This window comes from Campylobacter sp. GB48 (assembly GCF_049221845.1).
In the GTDB taxonomy this organism is placed as follows: domain Bacteria; phylum Campylobacterota; class Campylobacteria; order Campylobacterales; family Campylobacteraceae; genus Campylobacter_D; species Campylobacter_D lari_C.
The window spans coordinates 24,667-47,327 of sequence record NZ_JBMJAR010000008.1 but is presented as its reverse complement, the minus strand read 5'-3'; the positions used below and the strand labels follow the sequence as shown (position 1 = coordinate 47,327).

23 protein-coding genes and 1 tRNA gene are annotated in these 22,661 nt (G+C 29.0%); 14 read left to right on the top strand and 10 right to left on the bottom strand.

Going from position 1 to position 22,661, the window contains the following annotated elements; all coding sequences use genetic code 11:
* Positions 1–21: 21 nt before the first annotated feature.
* A complete protein-coding gene (gene abc-f, locus ACOTVC_RS05690; RefSeq protein ID WP_214116616.1) occupies positions 22–1,959 on the bottom strand; it encodes a ribosomal protection-like ABC-F family protein in 1,938 nt (645 codons plus the stop codon).
* A 71-nt stretch (positions 1,960–2,030) separates the two neighbouring features.
* Between abc-f and ACOTVC_RS05685 the strand changes: the two genes are divergently transcribed.
* Together ACOTVC_RS05685 and ACOTVC_RS05680 are read left to right on the top strand one after the other, a co-directional pair.
* Positions 2,031–3,161 (top strand): metallophosphoesterase, encoded by a 1,131-nt coding sequence (locus ACOTVC_RS05685; protein ID WP_421627928.1) that lies wholly within the window; start codon positions 2,031–2,033, stop codon positions 3,159–3,161.
* Positions 3,162–3,971, top strand: coding sequence for a phosphatidylserine decarboxylase (locus ACOTVC_RS05680; protein WP_214116612.1), 810 nt, complete (start codon positions 3,162–3,164; stop codon positions 3,969–3,971).
* On the opposite strand, the gene ACOTVC_RS05675 is transcribed toward ACOTVC_RS05680, so the two are convergent.
* Genes ACOTVC_RS05675 through ACOTVC_RS05645 form a run of 7 tightly spaced genes read right to left on the bottom strand, consistent with a single transcriptional unit; the run spans position 3,946 to position 9,789 of the window.
* The gene (locus tag ACOTVC_RS05675) at positions 3,946–4,236 is read right to left on the bottom strand and encodes a FlhB-like flagellar biosynthesis protein (protein ID WP_012661291.1); all 291 of its coding nucleotides are present in this window, start codon (positions 4,234–4,236) and stop codon (positions 3,946–3,948) included. The genes ACOTVC_RS05680 and ACOTVC_RS05675 overlap by 26 nt on opposite strands.
* Before the next feature lie 2 nt (positions 4,237–4,238).
* On the bottom strand, positions 4,239–6,248 hold the full coding sequence (locus ACOTVC_RS05670; RefSeq protein ID WP_421627926.1) for a flagellar hook-length control protein FliK: 2,010 nt from the start codon (positions 6,246–6,248) through the stop codon (positions 4,239–4,241).
* On the bottom strand, positions 6,238–7,431 hold the full coding sequence (locus tag ACOTVC_RS05665) for an MFS transporter (RefSeq protein WP_257912515.1): 1,194 nt from the start codon (positions 7,429–7,431) through the stop codon (positions 6,238–6,240). Before ACOTVC_RS05665 ends, ACOTVC_RS05670 begins: the two co-directional genes overlap by 11 nt.
* The gene (locus ACOTVC_RS05660; RefSeq protein WP_052243077.1) at positions 7,428–7,913 is read right to left on the bottom strand and encodes a hypothetical protein; all 486 of its coding nucleotides are present in this window, start codon (positions 7,911–7,913) and stop codon (positions 7,428–7,430) included. Before ACOTVC_RS05660 ends, ACOTVC_RS05665 begins: the two co-directional genes overlap by 4 nt.
* Complete coding sequence (locus tag ACOTVC_RS05655) at positions 7,897–8,175, bottom strand: AtpZ/AtpI family protein (RefSeq protein WP_257906551.1); 279 nt, start codon at positions 8,173–8,175, stop codon at positions 7,897–7,899. Before ACOTVC_RS05655 ends, ACOTVC_RS05660 begins: the two co-directional genes overlap by 17 nt.
* A complete protein-coding gene (gene hemL / locus ACOTVC_RS05650) occupies positions 8,172–9,449 on the bottom strand; it encodes a glutamate-1-semialdehyde 2,1-aminomutase (RefSeq protein WP_257906550.1) in 1,278 nt (425 codons plus the stop codon). Before hemL ends, ACOTVC_RS05655 begins: the two co-directional genes overlap by 4 nt.
* A complete protein-coding gene (locus ACOTVC_RS05645; protein WP_421627922.1) occupies positions 9,439–9,789 on the bottom strand; it encodes a c-type cytochrome in 351 nt (116 codons plus the stop codon). The genes hemL and ACOTVC_RS05645 overlap by 11 nt, the downstream gene beginning before the upstream one ends.
* 80 nt (positions 9,790–9,869) lie before the next feature.
* Between ACOTVC_RS05645 and folD the strand changes: the two genes are divergently transcribed.
* The 5 genes from folD (at position 9,870) to ACOTVC_RS05620 (ending at position 14,860) form a co-directional block, all read left to right on the top strand.
* Entirely contained in the window at positions 9,870–10,718 is an 849-nt protein-coding gene (gene folD / locus ACOTVC_RS05640; protein WP_214116602.1) for a bifunctional methylenetetrahydrofolate dehydrogenase/methenyltetrahydrofolate cyclohydrolase FolD, read from the top strand.
* Complete coding sequence (lepB, locus tag ACOTVC_RS05635) at positions 10,715–11,563, top strand: signal peptidase I (RefSeq protein ID WP_039617949.1); 849 nt, start codon at positions 10,715–10,717, stop codon at positions 11,561–11,563. The genes folD and lepB overlap by 4 nt, the downstream gene beginning before the upstream one ends.
* 162 nt (positions 11,564–11,725) lie before the next feature.
* Positions 11,726–12,892 carry a pyridoxal phosphate-dependent aminotransferase gene (locus ACOTVC_RS05630; protein WP_421627920.1) on the top strand — a complete coding sequence of 389 codons (1,167 nt, stop codon included), beginning with the start codon at positions 11,726–11,728 and terminating at the stop codon, positions 12,890–12,892.
* A gap of 88 nt (positions 12,893–12,980) precedes the next feature.
* Positions 12,981–14,102 carry a tRNA guanosine(34) transglycosylase Tgt gene (gene tgt, locus ACOTVC_RS05625; RefSeq protein WP_214116598.1) on the top strand — a complete coding sequence of 374 codons (1,122 nt, stop codon included), beginning with the start codon at positions 12,981–12,983 and terminating at the stop codon, positions 14,100–14,102.
* Positions 14,096–14,860 carry a CorA family divalent cation transporter gene (locus tag ACOTVC_RS05620; RefSeq protein ID WP_047208124.1) on the top strand — a complete coding sequence of 255 codons (765 nt, stop codon included), beginning with the start codon at positions 14,096–14,098 and terminating at the stop codon, positions 14,858–14,860. Before tgt ends, ACOTVC_RS05620 begins: the two co-directional genes overlap by 7 nt.
* A gap of 1 nt (position 14,861) precedes the next feature.
* Here ACOTVC_RS05620 and ACOTVC_RS05615 read toward each other — a convergent pair.
* A tRNA-Arg gene (locus ACOTVC_RS05615) sits at positions 14,862–14,938 on the bottom strand.
* Between the two features lie 120 nt (positions 14,939–15,058).
* On the opposite strand from ACOTVC_RS05615, the gene ACOTVC_RS05610 reads away from it, so the two are divergent.
* From ACOTVC_RS05610 to ACOTVC_RS05585, 6 genes are all read left to right on the top strand, one after another.
* Complete coding sequence (locus tag ACOTVC_RS05610; RefSeq protein ID WP_039617956.1) at positions 15,059–16,501, top strand: acetyl-CoA carboxylase subunit A; 1,443 nt, start codon at positions 15,059–15,061, stop codon at positions 16,499–16,501.
* Positions 16,498–16,758 carry a hypothetical protein gene (locus tag ACOTVC_RS05605; protein ID WP_257929653.1) on the top strand — a complete coding sequence of 87 codons (261 nt, stop codon included), beginning with the start codon at positions 16,498–16,500 and terminating at the stop codon, positions 16,756–16,758. The genes ACOTVC_RS05610 and ACOTVC_RS05605 overlap by 4 nt, the downstream gene beginning before the upstream one ends.
* Entirely contained in the window at positions 16,758–17,477 is a 720-nt protein-coding gene (locus tag ACOTVC_RS05600; protein WP_257929654.1) for an arginyltransferase, read from the top strand. The genes ACOTVC_RS05605 and ACOTVC_RS05600 overlap by 1 nt, the downstream gene beginning before the upstream one ends.
* An 18-nt stretch (positions 17,478–17,495) precedes the next feature.
* A complete protein-coding gene (locus tag ACOTVC_RS05595) occupies positions 17,496–18,302 on the top strand; it encodes an adenylosuccinate lyase (RefSeq protein ID WP_257929655.1) in 807 nt (268 codons plus the stop codon).
* Between the two features lie 70 nt (positions 18,303–18,372).
* A complete protein-coding gene (gene ftsW / locus ACOTVC_RS05590; protein ID WP_214099367.1) occupies positions 18,373–19,536 on the top strand; it encodes a putative lipid II flippase FtsW in 1,164 nt (387 codons plus the stop codon).
* Between the two features lie 191 nt (positions 19,537–19,727).
* Complete coding sequence (locus tag ACOTVC_RS05585) at positions 19,728–20,486, top strand: basic amino acid ABC transporter substrate-binding protein (protein ID WP_421627918.1); 759 nt, start codon at positions 19,728–19,730, stop codon at positions 20,484–20,486.
* Here ACOTVC_RS05585 and ACOTVC_RS05580 read toward each other — a convergent pair whose 3' ends face one another.
* A complete protein-coding gene (locus ACOTVC_RS05580) occupies positions 20,487–21,752 on the bottom strand; it encodes an aminotransferase class V-fold PLP-dependent enzyme (RefSeq protein ID WP_214099369.1) in 1,266 nt (421 codons plus the stop codon). It abuts the gene before it with no gap.
* A gap of 57 nt (positions 21,753–21,809) precedes the next feature.
* On the opposite strand from ACOTVC_RS05580, the gene ACOTVC_RS05575 reads away from it, so the two are divergent.
* Complete coding sequence (locus tag ACOTVC_RS05575; RefSeq protein WP_214116523.1) at positions 21,810–22,661, top strand: DUF234 domain-containing protein; 852 nt, start codon at positions 21,810–21,812, stop codon at positions 22,659–22,661.

Here is a 22,661-nt window from a genome sequence, read left to right as displayed (position 1 = left end):
TCTTATTTAAAATATATAAAGTTAATCAGTGTTTTCACTTTTTTCCAAAACCTCAAAATAAGCTTCTTCTAAAACACTAAGTTCGCTTTCTAAAGAGTTTAGCTTTTCATAAAGAGTGTTTACGCCTAGCTCTTGATAGATTGCAGGATTGCTTAGAGCATTTTTGATTTCTTTGATTTCTTCTTCTAATTTATGAATTTTATCAGGATATGAGTTTAAAATTTCATTTTCCTTATAGCTTAGTTTTTTACTTGATTTTTCTTTTGTTTTTACACTTGTTGTAGTGTTTGTTTCTAAGCTTTTAGAAAATTCTTCAAAGTCCTTGTATTCTTTTTCATTTTCTAAATACTCACTATAAGAAAGAACTTCTATGTTAATATTTGCATTATCTTCAAAAGCATAAAGTTTAGTTGCTATTTTATCAACAAAATATCTATCGTGTGATACAAGCAAAATCGCACCTTCAAAAGAAAGTAAATATTCTTCTAAGATATTTATTGTAGCTATATCTAAATCATTTGTTGGTTCATCTAAGATTAACACATCATATTCTTTAGTAAAAAGCAAGGCTAGGGCAACTCTGTTTTTCTCTCCTCCGCTTAAAACACTTACGCTTTGTTCTAAAAATTCTTTTGGAAATAAAAATTGTTTTAAATACCCATAAACATGCATATTTTTACCACGCACTTGAATGCGATCGCCACCATTTGGGCAAAAAATTTCTAAAAGTTTTTTATCGGTATTGAGTAAGCTTCTGCTTTGATCAAAATAGCCTATCTTAACTTCACCTCTTTTAATTTCTCCGCTATCAAGTGGAATTTGATCAAGTAAAATTTTTAAAAAAGTAGATTTGCCACAGCCATTTTTACCTACTATGGCTATGCGTTCACCTTGTAAAATTCGCGCATTAAAGTCTTTAAAAAGTGTCTTATCTGCTATGGATTTTGAGATATTTTTAAGTTCAAAAAGCATTTTTTTGCGATTTTGACTTTGGGTTTGGTTGAAATTTTTACTTGCTCTTTTGATTTCAAGCTGTAAGCGTTTGATAGCTCCTGGGTTTTTCTTGGCTTCTTCGCGCATTTTAAAAATGCGTTCTTTGCGCCCTTCGTTGCGCTTTAGCCTAGCTTTAACTCCTCTTCTTAGCCATTCTTCTTCGCTTTTTAGTTGTTTAAGTAAAGTTTCATGACTTTTAGCTAAGGAAGCTAAGATAGCTGCTTTTTTTTCTAGATACTGCGTGTAGCCACCCTCAAAAATGCTTAATTTCCCTGCTTCTATTTCTACGCATTTTTGTGCTATCGCATCGATAAAATACCTATCATGAGAGATGAAAATAACACACATTTTAGAAGCTTTCAATCTTTCTTCTAAAAAGCTACTCATATATACATCTAGATGGTTGGTTGGCTCATCAAGTAATAAAATATCAGGATTTTTCAGCAAAAGAGTGCAAAGTCCTACACGTCTTATTTCACCCCCGCTTAAAGAGCAAAATGCTCTGTCTTTATACTCTAATAGTTTAAACTCTTCTAGTATTCTTTGTATTTTTTGATCTAAATTCCATGCATCTTTTGAATCTATAAATAAACTTAATTCATCTACTTTTTTTAAATATTCTTTATTTTCAGGATCAAGAGCTAATTTTTCGTTATAGTTTTCAAATTCTTTTAAGGCTTGATAAATTTCTTCAAGTTCTTTTTTGATAGCCTCGCTCACGCTTAAGGTGCTTTCAAAGCTTACTTGTTGGCTTAGCATGCCTATGCTAGCATTATTTTGTTTAATCACTCTACCGCTATCTAGTTTTAAAGTTCCCATAAGGGCTTTTAAAAAACTTGATTTTCCTTCGCCATTTTTGCCTATAATGGCAATTTTTTCTCCTAAATTTGCACTAAAATTTGCATTTTCTAAAACTATTTTTGTATTAAATTTCTTATTTGCATCGATTAAATCTATTAAAGCCAAATTTCTTTCCCAAATGTTTTTTTGCGATTTTACTTTAAAAAGTATTAATTTTGCTTAAATAAAATTACACTATGAGAGTGTTTGTTTTTTTTACTTTATTAGTTTTATTTTTTGCTTTGGCAAATTGGTATATTTATAAAAGATTTTTAAGTAAGGTTGATTTTTTAAAACCTTATAAGAAGTTTGTATTAGCTCTTGTTTTAATAGTTTTTGCATGTGAATTAATCTTTTTTGTAAATATGCGCGGGAATTTTTTACATGAAAAGCTTTATTATATTTTAGCGATTTTTCCTACTATTACCTGCTTTTTTTTACTTTTTGGAGTGGTTTTTGAAATTGCTTCTTGGATTTTTTTTAATGAAAATAAAAAAGAGCAAATTTTTAGCCTTCAAAGAAGAAAGTTTTTAAAATTAATTTTTGATTCTTGGCTTATTATACTTAGTGTTAGTATGGTGTTTAAAGGCTTTGTAAATGCTATTAGCACGCCTAAGGTTAATGAAGTAGATATTAAAATTAAAAATTTAAAAGAAGATTTAAACATAGCTTTGCTTTCTGATGTACATTTGGGAAAAAATTTAGGTGAAGATTTTTTAAAAACCTTAATCGATGAAGTTAATGCTTTAAATGCTGATATAGTCATTATAGCTGGGGATTTAATCGATGCAGATATAGCTAGTATGTCTTATATTAATTTATTAGAAAATTTTAAATCAAAATATGGTACTTATTTTGTCTATGGAAATCATGAGTATTACAATGATATAAATGCAATAAGCAAAAAGCTTAAAACGCTTAAAAATTTCAAAGTTTTAGAAGATGAAAGTATTGATTTTGGGGATTTTACTTTAAGTGGGGCTTTGGATTTGGCTGCTAAACATTTGGGTTTTAAAGAAAGTAATATAGAAAAAATCAAAACTCAAATCAATCAAGAAAAAGTTAATATTTTAATCACGCATCAACCAAAATATGTAAAAACTTATGATGTGAGTGGGTTTGATTTGATTTTATCAGGACATACACACGCAGGACAAATTTTCCCTTTTTCTTTACTAGTATATCTAGAACAAGGCTTTGTGTATGGGCTTTATAAATTAAGCAAGGATAGTTTGCTTTATGTAAGTAGTGGAGCTGGATTTTGGGGACCTGCTGTGAGATTTTTAGCTCCTAGTGAGATAGCTTTGATTAGATTAAAAGGAGAATGAGTGGGATTTGGTAATAGTGCTTCAAAAATATTTGGAATCATAGCAAAATATAAATTTCCAAAAATCATACAAAAAAATATTAATAAAGCTTATGTAAATTCTTTTAATATTAATATGAGCGAATTTAAACCCTTAGAAGAATACGAGAGTTTAAATGCTTTATTTACAAGAACTTTATTAAATGAGCGAGAATTAGAAGATGGCTTTGTAAGTCCAAGTGATGGTAAAATTTTAGAACTTGGAAGTAGTTTTCAAAATGACTTAAAAGAAAATTTAGCCTTTAGCATTAAAGGTTCAAGTTATAGTATAGAAGAGCTTTTAAAAAACTCAGCTGGCAAAGAAGAATTAGAAAATGGCATAGATTATGCAAATATTTATCTATCTCCAAAAGATTATCATCATTATCATGCACCTTGTAATATGCAAATTTTAAGTGCTACTTATATGAGCGGAGCTTTATTTAGTGTGAGTGAGGCAAAGTTAGCTAAGATTATAAACCTTTATACTAAAAATGAAAGAGTAGTTTTAAAGTGCTTAGTGGAAGGTAAATTTATACTTTGGATGGTATTTGTGGGTGCGCTAAATGTTGGTAAAATGCATTTTAGCTTTGATACTAGCATACAAACTAATGCTGCAAATTTTGATTTTACTCATACTTATGAAGGTCTTTTTGTAAAAAAAGGTCAAAGACTTGGAAATTTTGAGCTAGGTTCAACTATAGTTTTAATCGCTCAAAAAGGATTTTTAAAATTTAGTAAAAATGCTTATGAGCAAGTTGAATTTTCTAAGAAGATTGCGGACTTTGTTTAGTCTCATCTTCATTAGCAACTTTATACAAAAAGGCAAAAATTTCAGCCACCGCTTTATACATATTAGGTGGGATTTCATCGCCTAAGTCAAGCTTGCTAAGAACTTCTACTAAGTCTTTATCCTCTTTTATGGGTATGCCATTTTCTTTGGCTAAAGAGATGATTTTAGCAGCGTTTTCACCTTTAGCATTAGCTAGAATTTTTGGTGCATTTTGATCTTCTTTGTTATAGCCTAGCGCAACGGCTTTTTTTGTTTTTTTAGCCATTTTTAAGCCCTTGTATCAAAACCCATATTAAAGTCATTGTATTCTTCTTGGTTGTGAAATTTGCTTTTAACTATATCACTGATGAAAAAATTAGAGCTTAGAAGTCCTACTTTAACTAAGGCTTTTTTTAGCTCATGTGCTCTTTCGTAAAGTTTTTTTCTAAAATTAGCATTTTCTATCATCATATTTATATCAATGTATTTATCATTACTTAGTGATAAAAATACATTGATTTTTCCTAATTTTTCAAATTCAAGATTAATTTGTGCATAAAATTTATCTTTTTTACCGCGTTTAAAAACTACATTAGATTTTTCTAAATCATCCCAAAAGAAAGGTAAAAAAGTATGAATGCTATTATTAGCCAAAGATAAAAGCTGATTAAATTCAAGCTGAGCTATAAGACGATTTGCTTGATTTAGTATGTTTTCATTGTCTAAATTTTTAGCCAGATTAGAAACTTGCAAAAGAGTGGATTTAATGTCTTTTTGCAATTCTGAAGAAATTTCTGCGGTATCTTTTGGAGTAATTTTTCCAAGATCTTTTATAGAAAGTTCTAATTTTTTTTCTATATTTTTTATATCATCTAAAGAATTTTTTGCTTCATAATTTTTAGGATCTAAAGCTTTTAAAACCTCGTTGAGTTTTCTTCCTATTAGGCCTAGTTCTTTGTTAAGATTATTTAAAAGCTCTTCTTGCAAATTTTGACTAAAATTAAGATTTTTACTTACATTTTGTTTGAAAATATCTTCTAGCAAAATTTTGCCTGAAGTGCTTTTAAATATATCTTCTAATTTAGTATTATTTGTTTGTAAATTTTGACTTTTACTATCATTTTTGCTTGGTTCTTCAGCATTTTTTTGTAGTGTTTTTGGTTCTTCTTTAGGATTTTCTTTGATATCTTTACTTTGTGGTATTTTTTCTTCTTTTGTGTTTTGAATTTCTTTATCTTTTACTATGCTTTCTTGTTTTTGTTGAATTTCTTTTTTATCTTCTGTGTTTTTTTGTGGAGTTTTTATTTCTTCTTTTAACTCTTCTTTGATGTCTTTAGTGTGTGGAGTTTTATTTAAATTTTCTTGTGTTGTTTCAGTTTTGTTTTTGTGATTTTTTATGTCTTTTAAAAGCGTTATAAGATCTTTAATGTTTTGACTAAGTTCTTTTAGTATATGCGTATTTTGAATTTTTATATTTTCAGGTTTGGCTAGTTCTTTGTTGATAAGTGCTAAATTTTTACTGAGATTTTTAATGAAATTATTAGCAATATTTTGTAGCTTTTCTTGGCTAATGGAATTTGGATTTTTATTGATATAGTTTTTAAAATTTTCTATTTTATCAAATAGTTTAAAAAGTGTCTTGTAGTTTGTATTTTCTAAAGAAATTTTATTATCTTTTTTATGATTTTGTAAGATGTGAATAAGTTCTTTTAGTGTACTTGTGGCGTCAAGATTTTTAAGATCTAAATTACTTATATCGCGTTTTAGATTTTCACTAGTAGCTCCTTTTATGGTATTTAAAAGATTAAAAAAGCTTTGTGGTAAATTTTGCTCTTTTAAAGAATGATTGAGTTTTGCTTCTAAAAATACACCTGAATTTTTTACCAAAGATGAAAGATTTTTATTGTTGATATCTTTAGCGGGTTTAACTAGATCTTCTAAAACTTTAAGCAGCTTTTCAAATTCAGGTTTTTTAGAAAGCTCTGTTTGAAGTTTTTTAACTTCATTGGCAAAATTAGGTGCAAAATTTAAATCTTTGTGATTTTTTAATACTGCTAAATCAGGATCTTTGTTGGTTTTGATTTGATCTAAAAGTTTATTTAATAATTCTTGTAATTTTTGATCGATTTTGCTTACATAATCTTTAGGTAATTTGATTTCGGGATCATTTTTAGAAAATAAAGGATTTTTTAAAGCATCATTAAGTGAGGTTTTTTTGTCTGATTTCTCGCTTTTGTTCTCTTTGTTTGTTTCGTTTTTTGCGAATTGATTTTGATTGTTAGAAATATTAGTTATCATCTAGCATTACCATATTACCTGGTTTTCTTTTAAATTTGGTTAGATTTTTAAATTTTGGTTTATCTATAGCAAAGGCAATTAAAACAGTTAATAAAACAATGTAAAAATACATAAAACCATTGCCTTCAAAATAATACATTAAAGTTCCAAGCACAGCAGGCGCAAATAAAGCACCAAAAGAATAAGTAAAAAGAACCGCTCTGCCAAGCTCAACTCTTTTGCTAGAATCATCAAGCATGTCATTTGCTCTGGCTAAAGAAAGAGCGTATAAACAACACATTCCCATACCTAGTAAAAAGCCAAAAAAGTATTTTAAATAAATATTATAGCTTAATAACAAAATACAAAGCATAGCACTTAAAGCGGTAAAAGCACATAAAATAATAGCAAATTTACGACTAATTTTATCAGAAAGAGTTCCGATGAAAAGTTGAGATATAAATCCTCCTAACATGGTACAAAATATAAAAATCGACGCCTCTTTTGCGCCAAATCCTTGTATAAGTATAAATAAAGAAGCCATGGAGAAAAATCCATTTAAAAGCATACCTGCTATAAAGCTTGTCACTAAAGCTAAAGGCACTATGTCAAAAACTTTAGGGATGGAAATTTTGGTTTTTTGTGGTAAAACCGGCTCTTTAATACGGATTAAAAATAAAGGAATAGAAGCAAACATAATAAAACTAGCGCTTAAAATAAATACTGCATTGCTTGGAAAATCAAAGGACATAAGTAAAATTCCAAAACCTGATGATGAGTAAAATACCACTTCATAAAAGGCTATTACTCTTGAGCGAATAGCATTTTTTGCTTTTTCATTAAGCCATGATTCTATGACCATTAAAAGTGCATAGTAGCAAAAACCAAGCAAAAATCTCAAAACCATCCAAAAATAAAGATTAGAATTTAAACTATGAAGCATAGTAGCTATACCAAAAATGATGGCAAAAATTCCAAAAGATCTTATATGTCCTACTTTAGAGACTATCCTATGAGCACTAATAGTGCTTACCATAGCACCAAGAAAATAACAACTTCCTATTATCCCTATATAAAAATTACTAACGTCGTTATGTTTTAAAATAATTGCTATAGAATTTACTGTTAAAGCACTTCCTATAAAAACAAAAGTCATACCAAAAAACAATGCAGTTAATGATCTAATCGTTCTTTTTGAGCTCAACATTTTCTTATTAAAAAATTATATATTAATACCGCTATGGGTGTGACAAACATTGCACAAAACAAGGCAAAAATACTCATTAAACCTTGAAACTCTAAAAATAAAAATCCTGCTATTAAAAACACATAAGCAAAAATTTTAAACAAAGAAAAAAAAGCTAATGCGTTTTTAAAAATACTTTTAAATTTTGGTTTTAAATCGTCATCTATATGGATAAATTTTATAATTTTTGGCAAAGAATATTGTCTTTTAGCAAAAATTTGTAAAGGTCTTTGCGTAAAATCATAATTTTTAGCTGCTTTAAAAATAAAATTTTTATAATTTAAAAAAGATACCAGAATGATTAAATTTTGAGCCAAAAAGCCAAATTCAAAGCTTATAAAGGTTTTAAAGCTTAATTCTTTATAGAAAAAAACTCCTGCTAAGAAAAGTAAATTTAATCCTAGCAAGAGTTTTAGTAAAATTTTAGGCTTTAGGATCATTTTTTAAATCTTTATAGCGATTTTCTTCTTTAAATTCCTCGTAGCTTTTTACTTGTGCTTTGTAAGCTTTATAAACATTTAAAATCGCCGCAGCTACTCCTATAAAAACTCCTACCCAAAAAAGCCAAGATATGCCGGTTAAATTTTTTAAAAAATAGCCTATGCCAACCCCAATTAAAACAGCTACAACCATGGATATGCCAAGGCTTAATCCATCTGCAGCTTCTATACCTTTACGAATGATTTTTTGTCTTTTATTCATAGGGCTTTAAAACTTTCTTGTGCTGCTTGTATGGTTTTATCAATGATTTTTTTATCCATGCATTCACATATGAAACCTGTTTCAAATTGAGATGGTGCCAAATACACGCCTTTGCTTAGCATTTGTGCATGAAATTTAGCAAATAATTTAGTATCTGATTTTAAAGCATCTTGATAATTATTAACAGGGTTTTCACAAAAGAAAAATCCAAACATAGAACCAACGCAATTAACTTGCAAAGGAATTTTGCAATCATTTGCAGCTTCTTTAAAGCCTTGAGTAAGTCTTTTGCCTAGTTTTTCTAATTTTTCATATAAACCTTCATAATTTCTTGCTTTTTTTAAGCTCGCATAGCCTGCAGCCATAGCAAGAGGATTACCACTTAGCGTTCCTGCTTGATATACCCCGCCCAAAGGACTTAATAAATCCATGATCTCAGCCCTTGCAGCAAAAGCAGCTGCAGGCATACCTCCGCCTATAACCTTACCAAAAGTTACTATATCAGCTTTTATATTATTAATTCCAAAAGAGCCTAGGTATGAAGCTCTAAAGCCACTCATGACTTCATCAAAAATCAAAAGAATTTGATGCTCATCACATAGTTTTCTTAGCTCTTGTAAAAATTCTATTTTAGCGGGTACTAAGCCCATGTTTCCTGCAATTGGCTCTATAATGATACAAGCTATATTATCATCATTATTGATTAAGTTTTTAACACTTTCAATGTCATTATAAATAGCTACTAGGGTATTTTTAGCTACATCGGTTAAAACTCCTAGTGAGCTTGGGGTGTTAAAAGTAGCTGCACCACTTCCAGCGCTTACTAATAAAGAATCAGAATGTCCATGATAACATCCTTCAAATTTGACGATTTTATCTTTTTTGCTAAATCCTCTTGCAAGACGAATAGCGCTCATAGTAGCTTCTGTGCCACTGCTTACAAAGCGTATTTTGTCTAAATGTGGCCAATCTTTTAAGATAAATTTAGCTAACTTAGTTTCAGCTAGGGTTGGTGCGCCAAAGCTTGAACCATGTTCTAAAGCTTTTTTACAAGCTTTTTCAATATCTTCATCACAATGCCCAAAAAGCAAAGGTCCCCAACTTTGTACATAATCTATATAAGTATTATCTTCTATATCGCTAATATAAGCACCTTTTCCTTGTTTGATAAATAAAGGATTGCTACCTACGCTAGCAAAGGCACGCACAGGAGAATCAACTCCACCTGCTATATATTCACAAGCTTCTTCAAAGGCTTTTTTGTTATTTTTCATTTTTACTCCTTTTATTGTTAGTAATGTAATCATAAAGCGATTTGATCTCATCTTCTGTTAATGAGTAAGTTGGCATAATGCTTTTTGCCTCCTGAGGTTGGCTTAGAATTTCTCTAAAATGCTTATAGGGTGTATTTTTAATACTTGGCACTATAAAAGGAGTTTTTTCTCCATTTTTAGTGTAATACCCTAGTATTTGTTGTCCTCCATCACCATGACATTTAGCGCAACTTATGCCTCTTGGATTTTTGTAAAGGGATTCTTGGTACTCTTTAGGTGAAATAAAATCTTCAGCCCAAGCACTATAAACTATAAAAAATAAAAATAAAATAATTTTCATTTATCACCTTTAACAAAAAAAGAAGTTTTGTTATGATACAATTTTTTAAGTTAAAGAAAGCTATAAATTTAAGGAAAGAAATGACACTTTTAGATGGCAAAAGACTGAGCGATGAGATTAAAGAAAATCTTAAACAAGAAGTAGCAAAGCTTAAAGATCAAAGTATAGAGCCTTGCTTGGCTGTGATTTTAGTAGGAGAAGATCCTGCTAGTGCTACTTATGTGGGTTCTAAAGCAAAGGCTTGCGAGCAATGCGGGATTAAGTCTTTGGTTTATAAACTTGATGTAAACACAACTCAAAATGAGCTTTTGGCTTTGATTAATACCTTAAATCATGATGATAGTGTTGATGGGATTTTGGTTCAGCTTCCATTGCCAGTACATATTAATAAAGATATAATCTTGGAAAGTATTAATTTTAATAAAGATGTAGATGGTTTTCATCCTTTTAATGTTGGGAATTTAAATTTAAATTTAAAAGGTGGTTTTTTGCCATGTACACCTCTGGGCGTTATGAAAATTTTAGAACATTATGATATAAAATTAGAGGGCGCTGATGTAGTTGTAATAGGGGCTTCTAATATAGTAGGTCGTCCCATGGCGACGCTTTTATTAAATGCAAATGCTAGTGTGAGCATTTGTCATATTTATACAAAAGATTTAAAAGCTTATACAAAAAATGCTGATATTATCATTGTAGCAGCAGGTTGTCCAAATCTTTTAAAAGAAGATATGGTTAAAGAGGGTGTGATAGTAGTTGATGTGGGGATTAATAGGGTTGATGGAAAAATAGTAGGTGATGTTGATTTTGAAAATGTAAGCAAAAAAGCTAGTTATATTACTCCTGTGCCAGGCGGGGTGGGGCCTATGACCATAGCAATGCTTTTAGAAAATACTATAAAATCAGCTAAAAATAGGATTAAAAAATGAATTTTTTGAAAAAAATCTATAAATTCACGCAATCTTGGACAGGGACTTTAATAGTTGTTTTATTGATTATATTTTTCTTTATACAAGCTTTTACTATACCAAGTGGTTCTATGAAAAATACTTTATTAGTAGGGGATTTTTTATTTGTAAAAAAATTCTCCTATGGTATTCCAACCCCGCATATTCCTTGGATAGAAGTGCCTGTTTTACCTGATTTTAATAAAAATGGACATTTAGTAAGCGCTGAAGGTCCTAAAAGAGGAGATATTGTAGTATTTAGATATCCACATGAGCCAAAAATTCATTATGTAAAAAGATGTGTGGCTAAGGGTGGAGATGAGGTTGTTTTTGCAAATAAAACCTTATATGTGCGTATGGTTGAGGGTGATGAATATATGAAAGATTATTATCCTAATAAAACAAAAATCATAGGCGGAAGGCTTTTTGTAAAAGAACCTTTTGTGGAAAAAGGAATACATTATGATTCTAGAGTGGATATAGAAAGTGTGTTTTTTCGCTATTTGAATTTAGGTCAATTTGCTATGAAGCCCGCTTCTTTTGATGAATTAGGTGCTAATAATATTTATGGTTTTAATGCATATTATTATAAGGTGCCTGAAAATGAGTATTTTATGATGGGCGATAATCGTGATCACTCTAGTGATAGTAGATTTTGGGGAAGTGTAGATTATAAATATATAGTTGGTCAACCTTGGTTTATTTATTTTTCATGGGATGAAAATAAAAAAGTTAGATGGGAAAGAGTAGGGCGTTTGGTTGAAACTATAGAAAAAGATGAGCGTTTTATCCATCATAATGAAAGCGATATAGAAGCTTTAGAATAATTACTCAAAGAAACAATATAAAATTTTTATGTGTAGAAAATGTATAGTTTCTACACAAATTTATAAAAATATACACTCTTAATTTTATTCGTAGATTTTTTTAAGCTCCAAGTTGTAACAATTAACACAAATAAAAATCAAAGCAAAAATAAAGGATAAAAAATGCTAAGTCAAAGATCTCAAAATTTAGGAGAATCCTTAACTTTAGTAATGACTGATATAGCCAAAACTTTAAAAGCAAATGGTGAAAAAGTTATTAGTTTTTCAGCAGGTGAGCCTGATTTTGATACTCCAGAAATCATTAAAAAAGCAGCAATTGAAGCTATTGAAAAAGGTTGCGGGGCTTATACGCCAGTTGTGGGTATAAAAGAAGTTATAGAAGCTATACAATATAAATTTAAAAATGATAATAATTTGGAATATAAAGCAAGCGAAATCATTACCAATGTTGGTGCTAAACATTCTTTATTTATGGCGATTGAGTGTTTGGTTGAAGAAGGTGATGAGGTTATCATACCAAGTCCTTATTGGGTAAGTTATCCTGAAATGGTGAAATTTGCAGGTGGAACTCCTGTATTTATAGAAGGTGAAGCAAAAAATGGCTTTAAAATTACTCCTGAGCAATTAAAACAAGCTATTACTCCAAAAACAAAGGTTTTGATGTTTAATTCCCCATCAAATCCTACGGGTGCTATATATTCTAAAGAAGAAATTACTGCTTTGGCTAAGGTTTTAGAAGGAACTAAAATCGTAGTTTTAAGTGATGAGATTTATGAAAAATTAGTTTATGATGGAGAATTTTGTGCTTTTGCGCAAGTGAGCGAAGATGCTTTAAATAGAACTGTAAGTATTAATGGTCTTAGTAAATGCGGTGCTATGCCAGGATGGCGTTTTGGTTATATGGCAAGCAAAATGAGTGAGTTTAATAATGCTGTTAAAAAATTACAAGGACAAAGCACTTCAAATATCTGCTCAATCATTCAACACGCAGCTTTACCGGCCTTGCTTGGAAGAGCAGATAGTGATATTGAAATGATGAGACAAGCTTTTTTAAAGCGTAGAGAGTTAGCGTGTGAAATTTTAGCTAAAAGCGATAAGTTAAAATTAGAGCAAATTCCACAAGGAGCTTTTTATTTATTTATCTCTTGTAAAGAAGTTGATAATGATTCTATGAGATTTTGTAAAAGATTATTAGAAGAGCAAAAAGTAGCTTTAGTGTCAGGCATAGGTTTTGGTATGGAAGGGTATTTTAGACTTTCTTATGCAACTAATGAAAAAGATATCATTGAGGGTTGTGAAAAGATCGTTGAATTTGTAAAAAACTACTAATTTCTTAAGCCTGTTAAAAACAGGCTTTCTTTCAAAAAACTTATAAGCAAGTCTTTGGTATGATTATGCAAAAAATATAGGAAAATCAATGGAATTTGAAGTTCAATATAAAAGTGCAAATTCTAGAGCTTGTCGTATAAAAACTACACATAGCGAAATTTTAACTCCCATTTTTATGCCAGTTGGGACTTTGGCTGCGATTAAAAGCTTAGATGCTGTTGATATGAGTGAAATTTTAAACGCAAAAATCATTTTAGCAAATACTTATCATTTGTATTTAAGACCAGGATCTAAGGTGATTAAACAAATGGGTGGCTTGCATGGTTTTAGTAAATTTAATGGATCTTTTTTAACAGATAGCGGTGGTTTTCAAGCTTTTTCTTTAAGTAAAAATTCCAAACCCGATGAAAAAGGAATTCAATTTAAAAGTCATATTGATGGAAGTTTGCATTATTTTACCCCGCAAAGTGTTTTAGATGCACAGTATGATTTTAATTCAGATATTATGATGATTTTAGATGATTTAGTAGCCTTGCCTGCAAGTAAAGAAAGGATAGAACTTTCTTTAAAACGCACTATAAAATGGGCAAAAGAGGCTATTGATTATCATAAATTAAAGCAAAGTCAGGGTGTAGGAATAGGGCAAAATATCTTTGGTATTATCCAAGGTGGAACGGATTTTGAAGCTAGAAAAATTTGTTCTCAAGCACTTTGTGAGATGGACTTTGATGGTCTTGCTATAGGTGGATTAAGCGTAGGAGAAGAAAATGAGGCTATGTATGATACGGTTGAGGCTATGATGCCTTATGTAGATAACAATCGTCCTAGGTATTTAATGGGAGTTGGCACACCTGAAGATTTGGTAGAAAATGTAGCAAGAGGTGTGGATATGTTTGATTGTGTGATGCCAACAAGAAATGCAAGAAATGGAACTTTATTTACTAGCTTTGGAAAATTTAATATCAAAAAAGCTGAATTTATCACCGATCATGCTCCTATAGATAACAAATGTTCTTGCTATACATGCAAAAACTTTTCAAGAGCTTATTTAAATCATTTATTTAAAGCTAAAGAATTAACCTTTTTTAGACTCGCAAGCATTCATAATTTACATTATTATTTAGATTTAGTAAAACAAATGCGTGAAGCTATTATCAAAGATGAATTTGAAAATTTTAGAAAAGAATTTTATAGGCAAAGAATATGTTAAATGATACTTTAAAACAAATTATTAATAATATTAATATATCAAATGCTTATTATGAGTTTGATGAATTTGATGTTTTTATGTTAGATATTGCTAAAAATTCTAGAAATATTTTTATTTTTAAAGACAATCAAATTTTTGAATACAAAGATGAAAATTTGATTTTATTTTCTAATGCAGAATTTATAGCAATATTAAAAGAGATTTTGCAAAATGAAAAAGAAAAAAACAATACTATTAATCTCTCTATAGAAAAAAGAGAAGAATTGATTTTGGAAAATAAAAAAGTCAAGAATTTTTTAACCAAATACTTTATATTAAAAGTTAAGCTTGGTAAAAGTTCTAAGATTGTTTCATCTGTGCTTGAGGCTTGTAAAATATGTCACAGCAAACAACACTTTATAAAGAAAAATTTAAAAACAATCATTTTGAATTTAGCAATTTTAGAAAGAAGCATAAAAGACAATATTGCAAGATTAGAAGGAATATATACTTATATTAATACTGCAAGAAGTGAAAAAATCAATAAAAATATTTATTTTTTGAGTATTATTTCTGCGATTTTTTTACCTTTAAATTTAATAGTTGGATTTTTTGGTATGAATACTAAAAATTTATTTTTATCTGAAAATGAATATGGAACTTATTATGTTTTGGCTACAATTTTAGTTATATTTTTTATTTTATTTCTATGGTATCAATTTAAAGATAAAAAAGAATTGGATTTAGATGAATTTTCCGTTAAAAAGAAAAAGAAATAAGTGGTACGCCCAAGAGGATTCGAACCTCTGACCTTTTGAACCGCAATCAAATGCTCTATCCAGCTGAGCTATGGGCGCAAAATAAAAGAGTAATTTTATCAAAAAATTCTTAAAATTAGCAAAAACAAGTAATTTTATAGAATTTTTATATTTTTATGCTAATCTTCTTTGAATAATATTTTAGCTTAAGGCAAAGTAATGATACATAAGATTTTAATAGCCAATAGAGGTGAGATTGCAGTAAGGGTAATCCGTGCTTGTAGGGATTTGCATATAAAAAGTGTTGCTGTTTATACTGAACCTGATCATGAGTGTTTACATGTAAAAGTTGCTGATGAAGCATATAGAATAGGAACTGATGCTATAAGAGGGTATTTAGATGGCAAAAGAATAGTTGAAATTGCTAAAGCTTGTGGAGCTGATGCTATACATCCTGGATATGGCTTTTTAAGCGAAAATTATGAATTTGCAAAAGAATGCGAAGAAGCAGGGATTATCTTTATAGGGCCAAAATCAGATGTTATCCGTAAAATGGGAAATAAAAATATAGCAAGATATTTAATGAAAAAAAATGGAATTCCTGTAGTTCCAGGTACTGAAAAATTAAATCATTGTACATTAGAAGAAATCAAACTTCAAGCTTTAAAAATAGGCTATCCTGTGATTTTAAAAGCCAGTGGTGGCGGTGGTGGTAGAGGTATACGCGTAGTACATAAAGAAGAAGATTTAGAAAAATCCTTTGAAGCATGCAAAAGAGAAGCGCTAAGTTTTTTTAAAAATGATGAAGTTTTTATGGAAAAATATGTTATTAATCCAAGGCATATTGAGTTTCAAATTTTAGCAGATAATTATGGTAATATTATTCATCTTTGTGAAAGAGATTGTTCAATACAAAGAAGACATCAAAAAATTATAGAAATTGCACCTTGTCCAAGTATCTCAGAAAAACTAAGAAAAACTATAGGTGTTACTGCAGTAGCTGCTGCAAAAGCTGTGGGCTATACGAATGTTGGGACGGTTGAGTTTTTGCTTGATGATTATAATAGATTTTATTTTATGGAAATGAATACAAGAATTCAAGTAGAACACCCAATCACAGAAGAAATCACAGGAATTGATCTTATCACAAGACAAATTCGTATAGCAAATGGAGAAATTTTAGATCTTGAGCAAAGCGATATAAAACCAAGAGGCTTTGCGATAGAAGCTAGGATTACAGCGGAAAATGTATGGAAAAATTTTATTCCAAGTCCGGGTAAAATCACAGAATATTTTCCAGCTTTAGGGCCGTCTGTAAGAGTGGATAGTCATTTGTATAAAGACTACACTGTGCCGCCTTATTATGATTCTTTGCTTGCAAAATTAATCGTTAAAGGCTCAAGTTATGATAGTGCAGTTAATAGACTTGAGAGAGCTTTAAAAGAATTTGTGATTGATGATATTAGAACAACTGTGCCATTTTTGATTGCAATTACCAAAATAAGAGAATTTAGAAGAGGGTATTTTGATACTTCTTTTATAGAAACACATATGGAAGAGCTTTTAGAAAAGACAGAAGATAGACACCAAGAAAATAAAGAAGAAGTAATTGCTGCTATAGCTGCGGCCTTACAAAAGATAAAAGAAAGTAGACAATCATGAGTTTTTTAGATGAATTAAAAGATATAAAAAAAGCACTCCAAAAAGAACAAGGTCAAACAAAAAAAGAAAAAGTTAAAGCGAGTAAAAGTGGAGTGAGTATGAAAAATACTGACTTAGATACTATACAAAAAGACTTAGCTAAGCAAAATGAGGATAAAAAACAAGGACAAGAATTTGAAGATATGTTTTTAAAAGAAGAGCGTTTGGCTAATGAATTTATGGAATTTGTAAAAAATAGCGATATTAAAAAGATCTAATGAATAATATTATTGGTTTTTGTACTTTAGAAGAAGAATGCCCTTATCTTGAAAATAGGTATTGTAGAAATGAATATAATTATATATCTTTTATTAATAAAGCACAAAATCAAGAATTAGTTTCAAGAGGTTGGCGTCGTTTTGGTTCGTATTTTTCAAGACCAATATGTAATGATTGCAATGAATGTCAAAATTTGCGTATTTTGGTAGAAAATTTCCATTTTAGCAAAAGCTATCGTAGAGTTTTAAAAAAAAATACAGCTACTAAAATAATCTTACAAAAACCTTCTTTAAGTGATGAACATTTATTATTATACGAAAAATATCATCATTATCAAAAAGATAAGAGAAATTGGAAAATTTATGATTTAAATTTTAGAAAATATTACAATCTTTATGTAGATAATGCGGGTACTTTTGGATATGAGCTTGATTTTTATGTTGATAATAAGTTAGTTTGTGTTGATTTGATTGATATTTTAGAAGATGGAATTTCTAGTATTTATTGTTTTTATGATCCTGATTTTTCTCATCTAAGTCTTGGTAAATACTCACTTTTAACAGAAATAAAACTTGCGCAATTAAAAAAATTAAAATACATTTATTTAGGATATTTTGTAAAAGGGTGTCAATCTTTATCGTATAAAGCCGATTATAGTCCAAATGAAATTTTAAAACACACTAGTGCTTTAAATGAACAGGCATTTTTGTGGAGTTAGGTTTATAGAGAGGATTTTATGCAAGTAGTGCAAACTTTAGAATCAGTTAGTGTTAATACTGATGATTTTTTAATGTTTAAATATTTTCAAGATCTTATCCGTAAAAATTTTTCCAAAGTTATAGGTAATAAAAATAAAACTTTGTCTTTTTTTGTAGAAAATGAAATTCCTCAAAGAAGATATTTTTTAAAACTTGTTAATCACAAGTATAAAAAAAATACTGGAAATCAAATCGATAATCTTGCCTTTGCACACTATAAAACTTTTAAGTTAAACCTTGCTCAAGCAAATACTTTAAAACCTGTAATCTTTGCTAAAATAGGCTTTGCACAAAAAAATATCTTAATCACATTAAGTTCTAATGAAAAAATGTTTGCTGTGTATTTGGAGCAGTATTTTAAAGACCATAAAAGTGTGTATGATGAAAAAAATTGTATTTTTTCAGTGGAATATAAAGATGATAATACTTTGAATCTTTTAGAAATTTTAGCTAGCGTGAATGAGCACTTGAAATATTGCGTTGATTTTACGATTAATGAAACTCAGCTTTTAGAATTTAGAAATAAAATGAAAAATAAAGCTAGTACTAATTGGAAATTTAATGCACTAGCAAAGCTTTTTGAAAATTATTTTCAAACACTAGGGTGTAATTCTAGCGATGATTTTGCCACTATTAGACAAAATTATCTTAATTTAGTTAAAATTTATCATCCTGATCGCCATCAAGGTAAAAGTAAGATTGAGCAAGCTTATTGTCGTGAAGAATTTGAGAAGATTCAGCTTGCTTATGAGAGTTTAAAATCTTTATATAAAAATAATACTTGATGTTAAAATAACATCATTTTAAGTTGCAATTTATTAAAATTAATTTTTTATAAAAATTTAGGGAATAATATTGGTTGCCGATAGAAAGTTATTTTTTTTAAGTTGTATTCTCATAACCATAGGAATACTTTTTTCTTATTCTTTAAGTACTTTTACTGTACTTTATTTAGAGTATAATGAATTTCATTTTTTCATCAGACAGCTTTTTTTTGGGCTTAGTGGTATAGCTATTATTTATTTTGTTTCAAGATTAAATCCTGATAGTAAAATGGCACACTATTTGATGATAAGCGTTTTACTCATCTCTTTTTTGTTTATACTTATTTTACCTTTTTTACCCACCTTTCTTGCTACTGCAGCAGGTGGTGCTAAAAGGTGGATTAGGCTTGGTCCTTTATCTATCTCTCCAGTTGAATTTTTTAAAATAGGTTTGATTTATTTCCTTGCTTGGTCTTATACAAGAAGAATCGATGATAGTAAAAAAGCAATCAAGCATGAAGTTTTAATTTTAATTCCTTATTTTATTTTAGCTGCTTTTGTTATTGGTTATATTTATATGACACAAAATGATTTAGGGCAAAGTGTTATTTCTTTTTTCTTGGTTTTTGCTTTAGCTTTTTTTGCAGGAGCTAGTAAAAGACTTTTTGCTTTTGGTGTGGTTATTGTTGGAATGATTGGTGTTTTGGTGATTTTAAGTAATCAAAGAAGAATTCAGCGTATTTCTGCTTGGTGGGGAAATATCCAAGATGCATTTTTGCCTTTCTTTCCTGATTGGCTAGCAAGTGCTTTAAGGGTAAGCCATAATTCAGAACCTTATCAAATTTCACATAGTTTAAATGCTATAGCTCATGGTGGATTTTTTGGAGAGGGTTTAGGGCTTGGAACTTTTAAACTGGGATTTTTAAGTGAAGTGCATACAGACTTTGTTTTATCAGGGATTACTGAAGAAATAGGGCTATTAGGATTAGGCATTATATGTTTTATTTATTTGATGGTGATACTTAGAATTTTTAGAATAGCAGGGCGTTGTGAAAATAAGGTTCATTTTTTGTTTTGCTCAGGTGTAGCTTTGCTTTTATTATTTTCATTTTTTATGAATGCATTTGGAATTATTTCTTTAACCCCGTTAAAAGGAGTTGCTGTGCCGCTTTTAAGTTATGGTGGTAGTTCGATGTGGTCTATTTGTCTTGGAATAGGTTATGTTTTAATGATTAGTAAGAAAGTAAAAATTTAAATACATTAATTAAAATATATAAAAATTAACTTAAATAAAAAATATTTTATAACAACTCTTTACCAAAAAACTTTTTTCTGCTATAATTATGCTCACATTTATTATAAAGGAGGCGGATATGAAGAAATACAGGCGTTTAAACACATTATAATCATTTATCAATTTTATTTTAATTTTAACAAAGGAAAAAAATGAAAAAAATATTATATGTTGTTTTAGCGTTATTTGGTATATTAGCTTTAGGTGCTTGCTCAAGCGATAAAAGTCAAGCTAGTGCTTCTGGTGAAAAGGTTTATAAAGTAGGTATAGCTGCAAATTATCCTCCTTTTGATTTTATTAAAGATGCAAAAATTACCGGCTTTGATGTTAATTTATTAGAAGAGATAGCAAAAAGAGAAAATTTAAAACTTGAATGGGTAAATATGAGTTTTGATGGTTTAATCCCTGCTTTAAAAGCTGGAAAGATTGATATGATAGCTTCTGCTATGAGTTCAACACCACAAAGATTAACAAGTATGGATTTTAGTGATACTTATTTTAATACTAAAAATTTATATTTAAAATTAAAAACAGATTCTAGTATTAGTGATAAGCAAAGTTTAGAAGGTAAAAAAATAGGTGTTCAACTTGGAACTATTCAAGAAAGTGCTGCTAAGGCTATTCCAAATGCTCAAGTGGTAGCTAGCGAGGAAATGTTAGCCGCGATTTTAGCTTTAAAAGCTGGTAAAGTAGATGCAGTTTTAACAGATAAAGATATTGGTAAGGGTTATTTAAAAACTAATGAAGAATTAGAAGCATTTTTAGAAGAAAATGATGGAAGTTCAGGTTTTTGTGTAGCTTTTGATAAAGGAAAACAAACTGAGCTTGTTCAAAAAATCAATGCAGGTTTAGAAAAAGTTAAAGCTGATGGTACTTACCAAAAAATTGTAGAAAAATACGATTTGCAATAATTAACTTAAAGCCTTGATACTTGCTTTCAAGGCTTTAAAAAAATACTCTATATCTTCTTTTGTATGTGTATAATGAAAACCCACTCTTAACCAACCTGGTTTAGATTTTAATTCTTGATTGTCTTTTAGATTGAGTAAATCATGTCCATAAGGTCCTGCACAAGCACAGCCTGCTCTTGTTTCTATCTTATAGGTTTTGCTTAATTTATAAGCTAAATCAAAAGGAGAAATTCCTTCTATATTAAAAGCAAAAATAGGTAATCTATGAGTGATATTTTTTGCATATAAGATCATTTTTGGAAAATTTGCACATTGCTTGAAAAAATATTCACAAAGTTCTTTTTCTTTTTTTTCTATATTTTTTAAACCTATTTCATTGCGTACTTTAAAAGCTAAACTTGCTCTAATTAGTTGAATAATGCCAGGTGTACCACCTTCTTCTAAATTTTCAACTTCGCACAAGTATTGCTGAGAGGTTCTTGAAACATAGCCTACGGTTCCACCTGCAGCAAAGCTAGGAGTATTACCACATAGACTTTTTTTAATAGCAAGTAAACCACAAGATCCTACACCTCCAAGTAATTTATGAGAACTGATAAATACTGCATCATAAAATTTAGAATCTAAATTAGTATAAGGAGCTAAAGTAGAAATATCAAAAGCAACTACGCCATTATATTGTTTGATTAGAGTGTAGATTTTTTTATAATCACTTAAAATTCCAGTAACATTAGAAGCTGCGTTAAAGCTTGCTATGATTTGTCTGTTTTTAGATTTTTTTAGTAATTTTTCTAAAAAAGCATAATCTAACTCGCCATTTTTATCTAAGGGTATGCGAACGCATTCACACAAAGCCTCTCTAAATGAAAGTTCATTAGAATGATGTTCATAAGGTCCTACTATAACCAAAGGCAAGGTGTTTTTATCTGTATTTTTAAAATATTTTTCTTTAATAAGCGGGGGTATGTACAGACCTAAAAGTTCTTGAAATTTTTTAATAGCAGCTGAAGATCCACTCCCGCAAGCTATAAGAGCAAAGCTATCATCTAATTCAAGGTATTTTTTTAAATTTATTCTTGCATTTTCATAATGTTGCTGTGTAATGAAAGAATTTAAAGAGCTATCTGAGTGTGTATTTGCATAGGTAATAAGAATTTTTTTAATTTCCTTTTCTATGCTTTTTAGAGCTAAAGCGCTAGCTGTAAAGTCAAAATAATATATTCCTTTTTTTAAAATAATATCTTTTTTTAATGTTTCAATATTCAAAAAATTCCCCTAAAAATTTGTTAAAATTATAACATACAAAATATTTAAAATAAGGATATGACTATAAAATTTAGTGAATTTTCAAAGCATTGTGATTCTTTAGAGCTTAAAAGTATTTTTGATTTTTATAGTGTTTTTGATGAATTTGAATTTGATTTGAAATTAAATTTATATGATAATATTTTAAATGTTTTTGTTTTAAATGCTTTTGATATTTTAGCTGATTTAAATTTAGATGAAAATAGCTTAAAAGCTTTAAGTGTTTTGAGTAAAAATGATAGAAAACGCTATTCTATTAATAAATCCATTCCGCATTTTCAAGCACTAGGGCTTATCAATAAGCTTTTAGAGAGAAATATTTTGATTTTAGAAAAAAGTCAAGAAAAACCTATTATAAAAAATAAAAGACAAAAAATTAAAAAAGAATTACGCTCTTATAGTATTCAAGATAAGGTTGTTTTTAAAAACCAAGGATTAAGATTTTTCTTTTATTTTATATATCCTAACTTAAACCTAGTTGCGATGAAAAAACATAATGAATTAATAGAAATAATCCAAGAAAATTTAGAAAAATATCAAAGCTTTACTTTTGAGCTTTTGTGTAAAGAATTTTTAGCCAAAAAGCTTAAAGTGGATCAAGTATATAGTTTTTGGAATTATTACCATGAAATAGATTTGTATTATCATGAAAATAATTTTTGTGTTTTAGGTGAGGTTAAATTTAAAGAAAGAAAAATATGTAAAAATATTTTAAATACTTTAAAAAATAAGGCAAAGCAGTTGCAAATCCAACCTAATTTGTATGTGCTTTTCTCAAAGCAAGGTTTTAGCAAAGAGCTTGTATTAAATAAAGAGCGTAATTTGCTTTTATATACTTTAGATGATTTTGATTTTTTGATTAAGGATTAA

Bases quoted from the DNA above. Each gene is read 5' to 3' on its own strand.
- ACOTVC_RS05685 (WP_421627928.1), top strand. From the start codon at position 2,031: ATGAGAGTGTTTGTTTTTTTTACTTTATTAGTTTTATTTTTTGCTTTG.
- ACOTVC_RS05675 (WP_012661291.1), bottom strand. From the start codon at position 4,236: ATGGCTAAAAAAACAAAAAAAGCCGTTGCGCTAGGCTATAACAAAGAA.
- ACOTVC_RS05670 (WP_421627926.1), bottom strand. From the start codon at position 6,248: ATGATAACTAATATTTCTAACAATCAAAATCAATTCGCAAAAAACGAA.
- ACOTVC_RS05660 (WP_052243077.1), bottom strand. From the start codon at position 7,913: ATGATCCTAAAGCCTAAAATTTTACTAAAACTCTTGCTAGGATTAAAT.
- ACOTVC_RS05655 (WP_257906551.1), bottom strand. From the start codon at position 8,175: ATGAATAAAAGACAAAAAATCATTCGTAAAGGTATAGAAGCTGCAGAT.
- hemL (WP_257906550.1), bottom strand. From the start codon at position 9,449: ATGAAAAATAACAAAAAAGCCTTTGAAGAAGCTTGTGAATATATAGCA.
- ACOTVC_RS05645 (WP_421627922.1), bottom strand. From the start codon at position 9,789: ATGAAAATTATTTTATTTTTATTTTTTATAGTTTATAGTGCTTGGGCT.
- folD (WP_214116602.1), top strand. From the start codon at position 9,870: ATGACACTTTTAGATGGCAAAAGACTGAGCGATGAGATTAAAGAAAAT.
- lepB (WP_039617949.1), top strand. From the start codon at position 10,715: ATGAATTTTTTGAAAAAAATCTATAAATTCACGCAATCTTGGACAGGG.
- ACOTVC_RS05630 (WP_421627920.1), top strand. From the start codon at position 11,726: ATGCTAAGTCAAAGATCTCAAAATTTAGGAGAATCCTTAACTTTAGTA.
- tgt (WP_214116598.1), top strand. From the start codon at position 12,981: ATGGAATTTGAAGTTCAATATAAAAGTGCAAATTCTAGAGCTTGTCGT.
- ACOTVC_RS05620 (WP_047208124.1), top strand. From the start codon at position 14,096: ATGTTAAATGATACTTTAAAACAAATTATTAATAATATTAATATATCA.
- ACOTVC_RS05610 (WP_039617956.1), top strand. From the start codon at position 15,059: ATGATACATAAGATTTTAATAGCCAATAGAGGTGAGATTGCAGTAAGG.
- ACOTVC_RS05605 (WP_257929653.1), top strand. From the start codon at position 16,498: ATGAGTTTTTTAGATGAATTAAAAGATATAAAAAAAGCACTCCAAAAA.
- ACOTVC_RS05600 (WP_257929654.1), top strand. From the start codon at position 16,758: ATGAATAATATTATTGGTTTTTGTACTTTAGAAGAAGAATGCCCTTAT.
- ACOTVC_RS05595 (WP_257929655.1), top strand. From the start codon at position 17,496: ATGCAAGTAGTGCAAACTTTAGAATCAGTTAGTGTTAATACTGATGAT.
- ACOTVC_RS05585 (WP_421627918.1), top strand. From the start codon at position 19,728: ATGAAAAAAATATTATATGTTGTTTTAGCGTTATTTGGTATATTAGCT.
- ACOTVC_RS05575 (WP_214116523.1), top strand. From the start codon at position 21,810: ATGACTATAAAATTTAGTGAATTTTCAAAGCATTGTGATTCTTTAGAG.